At 66.6% G+C, this 14,618-nt stretch carries 11 protein-coding genes; 2 read left to right on the top strand and 9 right to left on the bottom strand.

Annotation, left to right across the window (positions count from 1 at the left end):
• From VLF18_RS10860 to VLF18_RS10820, 9 genes are all read right to left on the bottom strand, one after another.
• Positions 1–405 (bottom strand): DUF58 domain-containing protein (locus VLF18_RS10860; RefSeq protein WP_325279642.1); only part of this gene is annotated, 405 nt, incomplete at its 3' end.
• A 16-nt stretch (positions 406–421) separates the two neighbouring features.
• Positions 422–1,417 (bottom strand): MoxR family ATPase, encoded by a 996-nt coding sequence (locus VLF18_RS10855; RefSeq protein ID WP_325279641.1) that lies wholly within the window; start codon positions 1,415–1,417, stop codon positions 422–424.
• 228 nt (positions 1,418–1,645) lie between these two features.
• Positions 1,646–2,875, bottom strand: coding sequence for an EAL domain-containing protein (locus VLF18_RS10850; RefSeq protein ID WP_325279640.1), 1,230 nt, complete (start codon positions 2,873–2,875; stop codon positions 1,646–1,648).
• Between the two features lie 141 nt (positions 2,876–3,016).
• Positions 3,017–5,722 (bottom strand): Ig-like domain-containing protein, encoded by a 2,706-nt coding sequence (locus VLF18_RS10845; protein WP_325279639.1) that lies wholly within the window; start codon positions 5,720–5,722, stop codon positions 3,017–3,019.
• 78 nt (positions 5,723–5,800) lie between these two features.
• Positions 5,801–8,014 (bottom strand): type IV pilus secretin PilQ, encoded by a 2,214-nt coding sequence (gene pilQ / locus VLF18_RS10840; RefSeq protein ID WP_325279638.1) that lies wholly within the window; start codon positions 8,012–8,014, stop codon positions 5,801–5,803.
• A gap of 93 nt (positions 8,015–8,107) precedes the next feature.
• A complete protein-coding gene (locus VLF18_RS10835; RefSeq protein WP_414717210.1) occupies positions 8,108–8,653 on the bottom strand; it encodes a pilus assembly protein PilP in 546 nt (181 codons plus the stop codon).
• Complete coding sequence (locus VLF18_RS10830; RefSeq protein ID WP_325279636.1) at positions 8,650–9,366, bottom strand: type 4a pilus biogenesis protein PilO; 717 nt, start codon at positions 9,364–9,366, stop codon at positions 8,650–8,652. The genes VLF18_RS10835 and VLF18_RS10830 overlap by 4 nt, the downstream gene beginning before the upstream one ends.
• The gene (locus VLF18_RS10825; protein WP_325279635.1) at positions 9,363–10,031 is read right to left on the bottom strand and encodes a PilN domain-containing protein; all 669 of its coding nucleotides are present in this window, start codon (positions 10,029–10,031) and stop codon (positions 9,363–9,365) included. Before VLF18_RS10825 ends, VLF18_RS10830 begins: the two co-directional genes overlap by 4 nt.
• A complete protein-coding gene (locus VLF18_RS10820) occupies positions 10,031–11,089 on the bottom strand; it encodes a pilus assembly protein PilM (protein WP_325279643.1) in 1,059 nt (352 codons plus the stop codon). The genes VLF18_RS10825 and VLF18_RS10820 overlap by 1 nt, the downstream gene beginning before the upstream one ends.
• Positions 11,090–11,327: 238 nt before the next feature.
• On the opposite strand from VLF18_RS10820, the gene VLF18_RS10815 reads away from it, so the two are divergent.
• Together VLF18_RS10815 and VLF18_RS10810 are read left to right on the top strand one after the other, a co-directional pair.
• A complete protein-coding gene (locus VLF18_RS10815) occupies positions 11,328–13,856 on the top strand; it encodes a penicillin-binding protein 1A (RefSeq protein WP_325279634.1) in 2,529 nt (842 codons plus the stop codon).
• Positions 13,856–14,497 carry a hypothetical protein gene (locus VLF18_RS10810; RefSeq protein ID WP_325279633.1) on the top strand — a complete coding sequence of 214 codons (642 nt, stop codon included), beginning with the start codon at positions 13,856–13,858 and terminating at the stop codon, positions 14,495–14,497. Before VLF18_RS10815 ends, VLF18_RS10810 begins: the two co-directional genes overlap by 1 nt.
• Positions 14,498–14,618 lie beyond the last annotated feature (121 nt).

Genomic DNA, 14,618 nt, shown 5'->3' with positions numbered 1-14,618 from the left:
CCAGGCGATCAGCGCCGCCGCGCGCGCGGCCTGCACCGACTTGAAGCAGACGCGCGTGCCGAAGCGCATGCTCGGCGCGTGGTCGAGCACGAGCAGCACGCTGCGCTCGCGCTCTTCCTGGAACACTTTCGTGTGCGGCTTGCCGCTGCGCGCGGTGACGCGCCAGTCCATGCTGCGGATGTCGTCGCCGGGCTGGTAGCCGCGCGACTCCACGTAGTCGACGCCGCGCCCGCGAAAGCGCGACGAACGCACGCCGGCCTGCGCCGTCGCGACACGCCGCGAGGCCGCGAGCACGAGCGAACGCGCGGCGAGACGCTGCGCGATCAGTGCATCGAGCTCGACATGCACCGCAGCCGTGCCGCGCAGCGGCGCGCGCGAGGCGGAGACGGAAACCGGAACCGACATGTGCCGTCCGCCCGGCTCAGGGCAGGCTGATGCGCGAGAGCAGCTGCGCGATCACGTGGTCGGGCCGCACGCCTTCGGCCTCGGCCTCGTAGCTCAGCAGCACGCGATGACGCAGCACGTCGGCGGCCACCGCATGAATGTCTTCGGGCAGCACGTAGTCGCGGCCATCGAGCCAGGCCTGCGCGCGCGCGCAGCGGTCGAGCGCGATCGTGCCGCGCGGACTCGCTCCGAACGCGATCCAGCGCGCGAGGTCTTCGCCATGACGTGCCGCGTTGCGCGTCGCGACGACGATCTCGACGATGTAGCGCTCCAGCGCCGGCGCGAGGTGCAGGTCGAGCACGGCTTCGCGCGCGGCGAAGATCTGCGCCTGGCTCAGCCGCTGCGGCGGCGGTGCGACCGCATGCAGTTCGGCGCGTGCGCGCTCGCGCGCGAGCTTGAGGATGGCCGATTCGGCGTCGGCGTCGGGGTAGCCGATCGCGACATGCATGAGAAAGCGGTCGAGCTGCGCCTCGGGCAGCGGATAGGTGCCTTCCTGCTCGATCGGGTTCTGCGTCGCCATGACGAGAAACAGCGGCGGCAGCGGATAGGTCGTGCGGCCGATCGTGACCTGACGTTCCCCCATGGCTTCGAGCAGCGCCGACTGCACCTTGGCCGGCGCGCGGTTGACTTCGTCGGCAAGAATAACATTGTGGAAAATGGGGCCGCGCTGGAATTCGAAGCGCGCTTCCTGCGGCCGGTAGATCTCGGTGCCGGTCAGATCGGCCGGCAGCAGGTCGGGCGTGAACTGCACGCGATGGAAATCGGCTTCGATGCGGCTGGCGAGTTCCTTGATCGCAGTGGTCTTGGCGAGACCCGGCGCGCCCTCGACGAGCAGATGGCCGTCGGCCAGCAGCGCGACGAGCAGCCGGTCGACGAGGTGACGCTGGCCGATGATGCGTTCGGACAGGTCGTCGCGCAGCGCGCGGAACGTATCGATCAGCGTCGGCGCACGCTGCGGTTCGGGTTGATCCATGGACGACTCGCGTTGAGGTCGGAGCAGGCCGCTTGGACCGCGGCGGAGCGGGAAAGTTTGCCGCAGGGCGCGCGTGTTTCGCTACCGATTGTGCGGGCGCGCGTGTTGTGCATCACGGCATGGGTCGAAGGTCATGCCCGCGCGTGCCCGGGAATCGGCAGTCGGGAATCGTAGGAGCGGCACCGCGCCGCGTGTGTTTCCTTCCTGCCGCCCCGCTGTGCGCGACTTTCACGCAACGGACGGCGGCGGGTTTGCGCTTTGCTTGAACGACTTCCCATTCCCCATTGCCGATTCCGCGGCCAAAGCAACCGCTTCATCCAGCGGCAGCGGCTTGCCGATCAGGTAGCCCTGCGCGTAGGTGCAGCCGAGCGCGTGCAGGGCCTCGAGCTGGACCTGGGTCTCGACGCCTTCGGCGACGATGTTGCAGCCGAGCGAATCGGCCATCGCGACGACTGCGCGCACGATCGCAAGACAGCGCGGTTCGTGCATCTGGCGCACGAAGCCCTGGTCCATCTTCAGCGTGTCGAACTCGAGCCGGTGCAGATGGCCGAGGTTGGAATAGCCGGTGCCGAAGTCGTCGAGCGCGACCTTGAGACCCGCCGCATGGCAGCGCGCGATGATGCCGGCGACCTGGTCGTAGTCGAGCACGAGGCTCTCGGTGATCTCGATCTTGAGCTGTGCCGGCGACAGTCCGTGGGCGCGCAAGGTCGCGAGGAAGCGGTCGAGCAGCGTCTGATCGTCCAGTTGGCGGCCGGACACGTTCAGCGCGACGAACAGCGGCTCGCCGTCGCCTCGCTCGCGCAGATGCTGCAGCGCGCCGCAGACCTGGTCGAGCACGTAGTCGCCGACCGGCACGATCAGCGACGTTTCCTCGGCGAGCGCGATGAATTCCGCCGGCGAGACGGGGCCGCGCTCCGGATGCGTCCAGCGGGTCAGCGCCTCGAAGCCCGCGATGCGGTCGCGCGCGATGTCGAGGATGGGCTGCAGCCGTACTTCGAGTTCGCCCTTGTCGAGCGCCTCGCGCAGATGGCTTTCGAGCCGGATCTTGTCGAGCGCGGCCTCGGCCGCATCGCTGCGCGGCACCGCGACCGGCACGTCGGCCTGCCCGGAGAGCTGTGCCAGCGCCGAGCGGTAGCGCGCGATCTGGCTGAGCAGAAGGGCGCGCACGACCGGGTCGGCCGAATCGAGCCGCTCGGCGAACTGCTTGCGGTCGATCGGCATCAGCACACAGTCCGACAGCGCCCGCGCGGTCGCCGTCCGCGGCGAATCGTCGAGTACGGCCATTTCGCCGAGCAGGTCGCCGGGCCCGAGCACACCCAGACGCCGCGACAACTGGCCTTGTTCCGTCGTGACTTCGATCGAGCCGCTTTCGAGCAGGAATGCCGACGTCGGGGCGTCTCCCTGGTTGAACAGAACGCTGCCGGCAGAGACGTCGACACGGAACGAAGTGGCATTCATGGGCAGCTCCCTGTGCGACGCGCCGATGCTAGCAGGGGCAACTGCATCGTCGATACCGGCGAGTACCGCAACACGCCTACCGGAAAAAGCAGAGGCCGCCTTGCGGCGGCCTCTGTCGTTACGTCGATTGCAGCCTGACGCTTACGGCGTGACCGTCACGGTCACGTTGCAGGTCTGCGCCGCGCTGAGCGACACGTTCGCGCTGACCGGTCCGCTCTGCGTACAGCCGCCACTGAACGTGAAGGTCTTGTACGGCGGTGCGGGCGGCGTACCGGAGACCGGAGCCGTAGCGGCCGGGCAGCCGGCGCCGGTGCCGACGGCCGTCAGCTGCACGGCCTGGCCCTGCGTGAACGGCGCGCTGCAGGTGACGCTGCCGCCACCGGCCGGAGCGCTGCAGGTGATGCCGGACGGGTTGCTCGACACGGTCAGACCGCAGGCCGTCGCGCCGGCGACCGTCGGGTTGGCGACCACGGTCAGCTGGATCGGCGTCGTCGTACCGCCGCAGAGTTCCGGCGGAGGCGGTGGGCTCACGTTGGTTTCGCAGAGGTCGATACCTTCGAAGCGCACGATCGCTTCCTCGCCCGAGGCGGCCGTGAACGTGCACTCGCCTTCGCCCGGTTCGCCGAAGCCGTTGAGTTCGTCGCCGTTGATGACTGCGGTCGTCTGGCCCTGGGCATTCGTCACACCGGCCGGCGTCTGGATGCTGACGTCGCCCGTGCACTGCGTGTTGATGTTGACGCCCGGCACCGGATTGCCGGCGCTGTCGCGCAGCGTCAGCGTAATCGTGCCGCCGCTGCCGCGGAAGAAGCTCGGCGCCGCGGTCAGCGAGCCTTCGCCGCTGGCCGTGATTTCGACTTCGTCGCTCGCCGTGTCGAACGAGAAGACGACGCGCGGCGAATCGGTACCGCCACCGCCGCCACCGCTGCTGTTCACGCCGATCGTGCGGACGAGCGCGATCGTGCAGCCGTTCGAACCGGTGCGATCTTCGACCTGGCCGGAACCCGGCACGTTGTCGACGAAGCCCTGGCCGCCGGCCGGCAGCGCGGTGAACGCGAAGTTGATCGAGAGACCCTGCACCGGCGCGCCGAAGGCGTCGACGACGCAGACGTTGACCGCAGCGGTCGAGTTCGCGCCGATCGATTCCGGGCTCGCCGTGAGTTCGAGTTCACGCGCCGCCGCGAACACGTACTGACCGATGTCGGTGACTTTCTTGATCGCACCGCCCGCACCGACGCCGTCGCCCTGCGCGTACAGATAGACGCGCTTGCCGAGGCGGTTGTTCGGGTAGTTGAGGATCGCCGTCGCGACGCCGTTGGAATTCGTGATGCCGAGCGTGCCGCCGTTGAACGAGCCGGAGTCGCGGATGTTGCCGTCGACCGCGCGGCCGATCACGTACGGCAGGATCGGGCCGCTGTTGAGGCTGTTGCCGCTGTCGTCGTTGCGGTTGAACGGCACGCTGACGTTGAGGCTGGTCGCGGTATTGATCGTGGTGATGGTGCGCGCGCTCTCGAGGTCGCGGTTACCCAGCACGAGATCGCCGAATACGAGCAGCGTGTCGCCCGGTCCCGGACGTTCGCCCGGACCCGTGACGGAGCAGCGGGGATCGGTCGGCTTGATGAAGCCCGTGAAGCAGCCCGTCTGAGACGTGAACAACGTGCCGCTTTCCTGCGGATCGCCGTCGACACCGGCAATCAGGAAACGGCCCGGACCTTCGGCCGGGAAGCCGGTCGCCGGGAAGTCGATCGCGCCGAAGCGGATCGCCGTGCCGGCCGGCACCGGATTGCCCTGACGGTCGGTCGCGAGCGCGCTGACGACGAGCGAGTAGTTGCCGTTGGGCAGCGCCGTGCCGAGGATGTTGTCCTGAACGATCGCGTTCTCGACCGGCGAGGTGATCGCGAGGCTGAACAGCTTGCCGTCGGACACGATGGCACTGGCCGTCGCGACGAGCGGATCGCTGATGCCGTTGTCGACGTTGTTGTCGGAGCGGTCGGCGATGATGCGGATCTGCACCGGCCCCTGGATCGTGCCGGCGCGGAACGAAGCCGTGGCGATGCCCTGAATCGTGCGCGTCTTGACCGAGACGCCGGTGTTCGGGCCGCCCGCGCCGAGCGCGCTCAGCGAGCCGTAGTTCGCGCCGCCGACGACTTCCATCTGGACGTTGTTGAACGCGGTGTTGCCGGTGCCCGGATCCGGTACGTAGTTCTCGCCGCCGTCGAGCACCAGCGCGGTGACGACCGTGCTGTTCGAACCGCCGGTTTCCTGCAGGTAGACGCTGCGCGGCGTCACGTCGGCCGAGATCGACGCCGGCAGCGAGGCCGCGACGTTGTTCACGGTGAACTGCAGCGTCTTGGAGATCGTGGTGTTCGACGCAGTGTCGCGCGCCGTCACGGTCAGCGTCGCGACGCCGGCGGTCGCCGACGAATGCACGAACACCGTCGCGTGGCCGCCAGTCACGTCGACCGGGCCGCTGCCGAGCGTGTCGCGGAATTCGTTGCCGTGATCGTAATTGCCCTGCGCGTCGAGCACGACCGGCGTGCTCGGGTCGTCGAGCGTCGAAAACGCGGCAACCGTGACCGGGTTGATCGATACGGCCACTTCCTGGCCGGATACGAGGTCGCCGTTCGCGCGGCGCCAGGTGATGTCGACTTCGGCAATGAACGGCGATCCCGGGAACGGAATGCCGCCGAAGCGGTTCATCGGCAGCGACGTCGTCGTCGCCGTGATCGTCAAGGTGCCGCTCGGCGTCGGCTGGAATGCGCCGTCGCCGCCGCTGCCGCCCCCGCCGCCGCAACTGGCCAGCATCAGGCCGGCAGCCAGCAGACCGAGGCATCGATTAAAAGCTCTCATGTCGTCTCTCCAAGCTCGCAATTGCATCGCGTTTTGGCCGCAACGCCCGGGGTTGCCGGGCGTGTGCGAGCTCAAGCGTTATTTCAGGCTTTCATTCAGAATGCGCGGCGTCACGAAGATCAACAGCTCGGCCTTCTCGTTGTTGCTCTTCTTGTTGCGGAACAGCGCGCCGACACCCGGAATGTCACCGAGGAACGGCACTTTCTTGATGTCGTCGCGCGTCTCGACTTCGTAGACGCCGCCGAGCACCACGGTCTGACCGTCGTCGACGAGCACGGTCGTGTTGATCTCGCGCTTGTCGATCTGCGGCACGAAGCCGCCGCCCGGATTCGGCACGAGCGCCGCGATGTTGTCCTTCTTCACGTTCAGCGCGAGCACGACGCGCTCGTCGTTCGTGATCGTCGGCGTGACCTTCAGTTCGAGCACGGCGTCCTTGAAGTTCACGGTGGCCTGACCGCCGCCGCCGCCCGAACCCTGCTGGAACGTCACGTAGCCGATTTCCTGACCCTGCTTGATCACTGCTTCCTGCTGGTTCGCGGTAATGACGCGCGGGCTCGAGATCACTTCACCGCGCGCTTCGGTCTGCGCGGCCGAGAGTTCGAGATCGAGCAGATAGTCGGCGCCGAGGATCGCGAGGCCGAAGCTGCCGGCCGGAGACGCCGCCGGCAGATTCACGCCGAGGCGATTGCCGAGCGACGGCGTGAAGATGCCGCGGTTCTCGTCGAACGGTACGCGCGGCGTGCTGACCGGAGTGCCGCGCTCGCCGTTGAAGCGGTTGTTCAGCGCGACGTTGGCCATCGTGTCGGCGCCGACCTGCGTGCCCGACAGCGTCACGACGTTGCCGTTGTTGTCTTCGTAGCCGCCGCTGACGCCGAAGCGCACGCCGAGCTCCTTCGCGAAGTCGTCGGTCGCGATGACGATGCGCGATTCGATCAGCACCTGCTGCACCGGACGATCGAGCGTCAGCACGAGTTCGCGGATTTCGCGGATCTTGTCCGGCGTATCGTTGACGAGCAGCGTGTTGGTGCGTTCGTCGAAGGTCACCGAACCGCGCGGCGACAGGAAGCCGCGGGTCGTGTCGGCGAGCGTCTGCGCCTGACCGCCCGGCGCCGTCGCACCGCCGCCGCCGCCGGCGCCGCCGGAACGACTTTGCAGCAGCGCCGCAATGTCCTTGGCCTTGCCGTAGCTGACCTTGATGTAGGCCGAATCGAGTTCGACGCGCTGTTCGAGCGCGATGCGCGCATCTTCCAGCGCCTGCTCGCGATCGGCGATTTCCTTCTGCGGGGCGACCCAGATCACGTTGTCGCGGCGGCGCTGGTCGAGCCCCTTGGCCTGCAGCACGAGATCGAGCGCCTGATCCCACGGCACGTTGATCAGGCGCAGCGTCACGTTGCCGGTCACGCTGTCGGCGACGACGATGTTGAGGTCGGAGACGTCGGCGATCAGCTGCAGCACCGAGCGCGTCGGGATGTCCTGGAAGTTGAATGTCACGCGCGCACCGGTGTATTCCGGTTCGGCGTTCTTGTCCTTCTTCTCGGCATCGGCCTTCTTCGGCGCGATCTCGAGCACGTACTCGTTGCCCGACTGATAGGCAAGCTGCTCGTACGGGCCTTTCGCCGTGATTTCGAGGCGCGCGCCGTTGCCGCGCGCGCGGGCTTCGACGAACTGCACCGGCGTCGCGAAGTCGAGCAGGTCGAGACGCTGCGCGAGATTCGACGGCAACTGGGCGTTGTAGAGGTCGAGCGTGATGTTGTCGCCGTCGCGCTTGACGTCGGTCGTCGCGCCTTCGCCGGTGAACGTCACGACGATGCGGCCTTCGCCGTTCTTGCCGCGGCGGAAGTCGATGTTCGAGACCTCCACACCCCGTGCGGCGATCGCCTTGTTCGGGTCGTTCGCAATCATCGCGGTCGCGGCAGACGAACCCGTCACGCCGTTGGCGACGGTCAGCACGAGATTCTTGCCGTCGACCTTGCTCTCGTAGCTCGACGGGCGCACGAGGTCGACGACGACGCGCGTGCGGCCGGCGGCTTCGACGGCCGAAACCGACGTGGTCGATCCGGTGTTGATCTCGACGTTGCGCTGGGACAGCGCACTTCGCGTGTCGGCGAGGTCGAGCGCAATGCGGGGCGGCGTGTCGGTCGTGAAGATCTGTGGATCGGCCGGCGGCGACGCGAGCTGCAGCGTCACCTCTACCTTGCCTCCCGGCAAGGTGTTGTAGCTGATCTTCTCGAGGACGTTCTCGGCGCTTGCGGCGCCGGAGCCGAGCATGGCCGCGAGCATCAATGCGGGCACGCACCGGCGCAAGAGGCGAGTCAAGGGACCAGCGTTACGTCCCAGGTTGTTGGCAGCTGTCGTAGTCATGAAAGTTACCCCCAAATGGGCCTCTTATTGGTCACCGAGCGCGATGGACGCCTGGCGTTCCATCCAGCCGCCGGCCCCGTTGGGAACCAGCTCGACGAGTTCGATCCGATCTTCGGCGATCGACGTGATGCGGCCATAGTTCTGGCCAAGATAGTTGTCTTTGTGCACCCGATGGACGACGCCTTCCGGATCCTTGACGAGACCTTCGATCGCGTCGCCGATGCCGAGCGTGCCGACCATCGACAGGCCGTCCAGCGGATACTTTTCCAGAAGTTCCGGAGTGCGGTTCTTGTCGGGCCCCTGCCCGTTGCCCGCCTCGGCGAGCTGCTCTTCGCGACGCTCTTCGAGACTGGGACTGAACGGATCGCGCAGTTCGACGCCGGCGGCGTCCTGGCTCTTGTATTCGAACGTCTCGAACGTCTTCACGACCGGCAGCGGATCGATCGGCGCTCCCTTCTTCGCCTTTTCGGCTGCGACCCAGTCCTCCAGATCGCGCCGTCCCGCGGTACAGCCCGCGAGCGTCAGCGCGATCAGAGCGGGCACGCACAGCGTTCGCAAGCGCATGCTCATTGCGTACCCCCCGTTGCGGGCTTGGCCGGCGTCTTGGCCGGCGCCCCCGGCGTCGCGCCCGGAGCGCCCGGCTGCGTCGTGGTGGCTTCATCATCGTCGACGTAGCGATACGTCTTGACCGTTCCTTCGAGCGCGAGCGTGCCGCTCGTCAGCGCGGGCTTCGCGCCCGCGGCGCCGCCCTGCTGCTGGTTCTGCGGGCGCAGCGACACGTCGTGCATCGTCAGGATGACGACGCGCGGCAGCGAAGCGACACCGCTGATGAACGCACCGAACTGGTGGTACGAACCGACCATGCGCAGCGTGATCGGCTTTTCGGCGTAGAACTCCTTGATCTGCTCGGCGCCCGGCTGGAAGAGGTCGTTCTCGATGCCCGACGACAGCGCGGTCTGCGAGATGTCGACGAGCAGTTCCGGCATTTCGGTCTTGCTCGGCAGCTGGCGCAGCATCTGGCGCAGCATGTCCTTCATTTCCTCGAGCTGCTGGCGCAGCGCTTCGAGGTTGACCGCCTTGGACTGCTTCTTCGAGAAGTCGGTGCGCAGCGTCTGCTCCTGGCGCTCCTTGTTCTCGAGGTCTTCCTGCTGGCCGCGAATCTGGAAGTACCAGCCGAGCAGACAGATGATCAGGAACAGCAGCACGCAGAACGTCATCTTGACGCCCTGGGGCCAGTTGCCCGAGTTCTGGAAGTCGAGGTCGCGGAAATCCGACAGCTTCATGACTGGTGGCCCCCCTGAGGTGCCGGCGTCGCCGGTGCGGCCGGCGGCGGAGCCGGCGTGGTCGCGGGCGCGCCAGGCGTAGCGCCCGGTGCCGTGCCGTCAGGGTTCTCCTCGGATCCGGCCGGCTTGCGCAGCTTCACGTCCATGGCGAAGTCGTAGGGCATGCGCTTCTCGGCGCTGCGCTTGATTTCGGTTTTCTTGAGATCGGGATGACCCAGCCACGGCGACGCTTCCACATTGCGCATGTAGGTCGCGACGCTCGCATTCGACTGCGCGACGCCTTCGAGCGTCAGGATGTCGCCGACCTGCTTGAGCGCGGTCAGACGCACGCCTTCGGGAATCGTGTGCACGAGTTCGTCGAACATGTGCACCATCTGCGAGCGGTTGGCCTGAAGCTGCTCGATGACCTGCTTGCGCTGCAACAGCTTGTTGCGGGTCTTTTCGAGATCCTCGATCTCGGTGAGCTTCTTCTCGACTTCCTTGATCTGGGCCGTCAGATAGTTGTTGCGGTCGATCTGATTCTCGATGCGCGCGTCCATCCAGAACATGGCGCCGAGAAACGCCGCGACGCCGGCCGCGCCGGCCATCGCCAGCATGATGAGGAATTCGCGTTTGCGCACTGCGCGCCGTTCGGCGCGCCAGGGCAATAGATTGATTCTTGCCATCAGTCGAAGCTCCTGAGCGCAAGCCCGCAGGCAATCATCAACGCCGGCGCGTCCTGAGCCAGCGTCTGCGCCTGCACGCGGGAGGACAGCGACATGTTCGCGAGCGGATTGGCGACGACGCTCGGAACCCCCAGTTGCTCTTCCACCATGTCCGCGACGCCGGTGATCGACGCGCAGCCGCCGGCCAGTACGACCTGATCGACCTTGCTGTATTCGCTGCCGGCGAAGAAGAACTGCAGCAGACGGCTGATCTGCTGGACCATCGCTTCCTTGAACGGCTCCAGCACTTCGATTTCGTAGGATTCGGGCAGACCGCCCTGGCGCTTGGCCAGTCCCGATTCCTCGTACGACAGACCGTAGCGGCGCATGACCTCGTCGGTCAGCTGCTTGCCGCCGAACACCTGTTCGCGGGAATAGATCGTGCGCTGGTTCTTCAGCACGATGAGCGTCGTCATCGTCGCGCCGACGTCGACCACGGCGACGACCGCATCCTTGGACACGGCGAGCTGGTCGGCAATCAGCTTGAAAGCGTTCTCCATCGCGAAGGCTTCGACGTCGACGACCTTGGCCGACAGGCCGGCGAGGTCGAGCGCGGCAACGCGCAGGTCGACGTTCTCGGTACGCGATGCGGCCAACAGGACATTGACCATGTCCGGGTTGTCCTTGACCGGCCCGAGCGTCTCGAAGTCGAGACTGACTTCCTCGATCGGATAGGGGATGTACTGGTTGGCCTCGACCTGGATCTGCCCTTCGAGGTCTTCCTCGGACAGATCGGCCGGCATCGGTATCACCTTGGTGATGACCGCTGAGCCCGCCACGGCGGCAGAGGCAAACTTGGTCTTGGCGCCGGAACGGCTGAGCGCGCGACGGATCGCCTCGCCGACGGCCTCGACCTCGACAATATTCTTCTCGACCACCGCGTTGGGCGGGAGCGGCTCGACCGCGTAATGCTCGACGCGGTAACGGCCGCCCGACTGGCTGAGCTGCAGGAGCTTGACCGCCGTCGAACTGATGTCCACCCCAATCAGCGGCGGCGCTTTCGGACTGAACAGGCCCACATTTTTCCCCTTCCCACGCGCTCTTACGAGCGAAAGATGCGCAGTGACATTAAATACGAAACTTAACCAAATGGCAACGACCCGAAGAATATTCTCCAAGACGCTGAAATTCCATGGGATTTGTCACACAAAGCCGGCTGCTACACGACAATTTCACCTATCGGTGCAAGCGGGGCAGGATCTATACTCTGGCCCAAGTCGCGCCGACTTTGACTGTCATCACATTCCCGGTTCATCAATGCGCGTTTTCCTCCGCTTGGTCCGCTACGCGCTGTATCTCGCGCTCAGCGGAATCGTGCTCGGGTGCCTCGCGATAGGCATCGCCTACTGGCTCATTTCCCCTCGCCTGCCGTCGGTCGAGACATTGCGTGACGTCCGCCTGCAGGTGCCGCTGCGAGTCTACACCGCTGACGACAGGCTGATCGCCACCTTCGGCGAGACGCGCCGCATTCCCGTTGCGATCGAGAATGTGCCGGCCAAGGTCAAGAACGCCTTCCTCGCTGCCGAGGACGCGCGGTTCTACGATCACCCCGGCTTCGACGTGCAGGGCATCTTCCGCGCGGTCTGGCATCTCGTGCGCACCGGCGGCGACAAGGGACCGGGCGGCTCGACCATCACGCAGCAGGTCGCGCGCAATTTCTTCCTGAGTCCCGAGCAGACCTACACGCGCAAGATCTCGGAGCTGTTCCTGGCCCTGCGCATCGAGCGCGCGCTGAGCAAGGACGAGATCCTGTCGCTGTATCTCAACAAGATCTTCCTCGGACACCGTGCCTACGGCGTCGGCGCCGCGGCCGAGTTCTATTACGGCAAGACGCTGGAACAGCTCGATCTCGGCGAGTGCGCGATGCTCGCGTCCCTGCCGAAGTTTCCGTCGACCGGCAATCCGCTCTTCAACCGCAAGCGCGCCGAGGAACGCCGCAACTACGTGCTGGCGCGCATGTACGAGAACAACTTCATCTCCGAAGCCGAGATGAAGGCGGCGATGGCCGAGCCCGACAAGGCCTATGCGCACGAACCGCCGATCGAAGTCGAAGCGCCGTATCTCGCGGAAATGGTGCGCGTCGAGGCATTGGAACGCCTCGGCGCCGATGCACTGACCGACGGCTACAACATCAAGACCACGATCGACAGCCGCATGCAGGACGCAGCCAACCAGGCGCTGCGCAACGCGTTGATCGACTACGACCGCCGCCACGGCTATCGCGGCGCCGAGGCACACGTCGACCTCGCGGCCGACGCAAAGCCCGAGGACTTCGCGCGCGAACTCGCGAGTTTCCGCGCGATCGCCGGCCTGCTGCCGGCGCTCGTCACCGAAACCGGAAAGGAACACGCGCAGCTCTATCTCGCCGACGGCCAGTCGGTCGTCATCGACAAGAAAGGCGTGGAATGGGCGCGCGCCTATCAGAACGAAAGCAGCCGTGGTCCCGCGCCCAAGAGCGTCGACGCGGTACTCAAGGTCGGCGACATCGTGCGCGTCGCGCGCGGCGACGAGGAATCCTGGGTACTCGCGCAGCTTCCGGCCGCACAGGCCGCGCTCGTGTCGCTCGATCCGGAGGACGGCGCACTCAAGGCGCTCGTCGGCGGCTTCAGCTTCGGCCGCAGCAAGTTCAATCGCGCGACGCAGAGCGCGCGCCAGCCGGGTTCGGGTTTCAAGCCGTTTCTTTACGCCGCCGCGTTCGAGCACGGCTTCACGCCGAGCTCGATCCTCAACGACGCGCCGCTCGTGTTCCCGGATCCATCGCGCCCCGACGGCGTCTGGGCGCCGTCCAACGACGACGACAAGTTCGAAGGCCCGATGCGGCTGCGCGAAGCGCTGGTGAAGTCGGTCAACCTGATTTCCGTGCGGCTGCTCGATGCGATCGGCGTGCGCTATGCGCGCGAATTCATCACACGCTTCGGCCTGCCTCTCGACGCAATGCCCGAGAACCTGTCGATGTCGCTCGGCACGGCTTCGGTGGCGCCGATGATGATGGCGCGCGGCTATGCCGTGTTCGCGAACGGCGGCATGCTCGTCGATCCGTATTTCGTCGCGAGCATCCGCGACCGGGACGGCAAGGAAATCTACGCGGCCCAGGCGCCGCGCGCGTGCCGCACCTGCCCCGAACGTCTGCTCGACGATGCGCGCCTCGCGCGCGAAGCGGCGACACCGGCCGGCGGAGCGCAGACGCTGCCGGCCGCAGTCCCCGGCGCGAGCCCGCGCTTCAATCCGATCGGCAGCGCGAATGCCGCGGCCGTTCCGACGGCGCCCGCGGCGGAAACCGGCAAGCCGCGCCTCGCGCCCCGCACGCTCGACGTGCGCACGGCGCACCTCGTGACCTCGCTGCTGCGTGACGTCGTGCGTCGCGGCACGGGCCGTGCGGCAATGGATCTCAAGCGCAACGATCTCGGCGGCAAGACCGGCACGACCAATGAACATCGCGATGCGTGGTTCAACGGTTTCAACGACCAGATCGTGACGAGCGTCTGGGTCGGTTTCGACGACTTCAGTTCGCTCGGGCGCGGCGAATTCGGCGCCAAGGCCGCGCTGCCTATCTGGATCGACTACATGCGCGTCGCGCTCGACGGCAGGGCCGAAACGCCGTTCGTACCGCCGCCGGGCATCAGCACCGCACGCATCGATCCGTCGACCGGCTATCTCGCCTCGAGCGAGGACAGCGGCGCGATCCTCGAGATCTTCAAGAGCGAGGACATCGAACGCCTGAGCGCGCCGCCGCCGGAGGCGGACATGGACGAAACCCATCAAGGCGAGGCCTACGACATTTTCTGATGACGGAGCGACGACGCACGCCACCGCGCCGCGCCGGCGACGACCGGCGCGACGACCAGCGCCAGCGCATCGCCGCCGAAGCGGCGCGCCTGATCAGCGAACTCGGCCTGCGTGACTACCATCAGGCCAAACTGCGCGCGGCGCAGCGGCTCGGCGTACACGACGAACGTCACCTGCCGCGCAACACTGAAATCGAAGCGGCGCTGCGCGAATACCAGCGCCTGTTCGGCGGCGAGGAACGCGTCGCCTATCTGCGGCAGCTGCGCGAAACGGCGGTGGAAGCGCTGCGGTTCTTCGAACGCTTCGAACCGCGACTCGTCGGCGCGGTACTCGACGGCACGGCCGATCAGCATTCGGCCGTCAGCCTCCATCTGCACAGCGACGATCGTGACAGCCTGCCTCTGTTCCTGACCGAACACGGCATTCCCTACGACCAGATCGACCGTCAGCTGCGCTGGTCCACCGACGACGCCGAGCGCTTCGACGCCTATCGCTTCACCGCCGACGACATTCCGGTCGACCTGACCCTGCTGCCGCTCGCCGCATTGCGCCAGGCCCCGCTCGACCGCATCGACGGCAAGCCTATGCGCCGCGCGAATCTCGCAGCGGCGCAGCAACTGCTGAAGGAAGGCGACGCGTAGGTTGGCGGTGAGCCCAAAGGGCGAACCCCGGCACCGGGGCGGTTCCGCTGCGAAGTCCCCGAGCCGAAGGAAATCGCCGTTCGCCGAACCGACACCTCCCGATGCCGTGATTCGCCGGCGG

It is taken from the genome of Tahibacter sp., assembly GCF_035481375.1.
Taxonomy (GTDB): domain Bacteria; phylum Pseudomonadota; class Gammaproteobacteria; order Xanthomonadales; family Rhodanobacteraceae; genus Tahibacter.
This window is presented reverse-complemented; position numbering and strand designations above follow the sequence as displayed.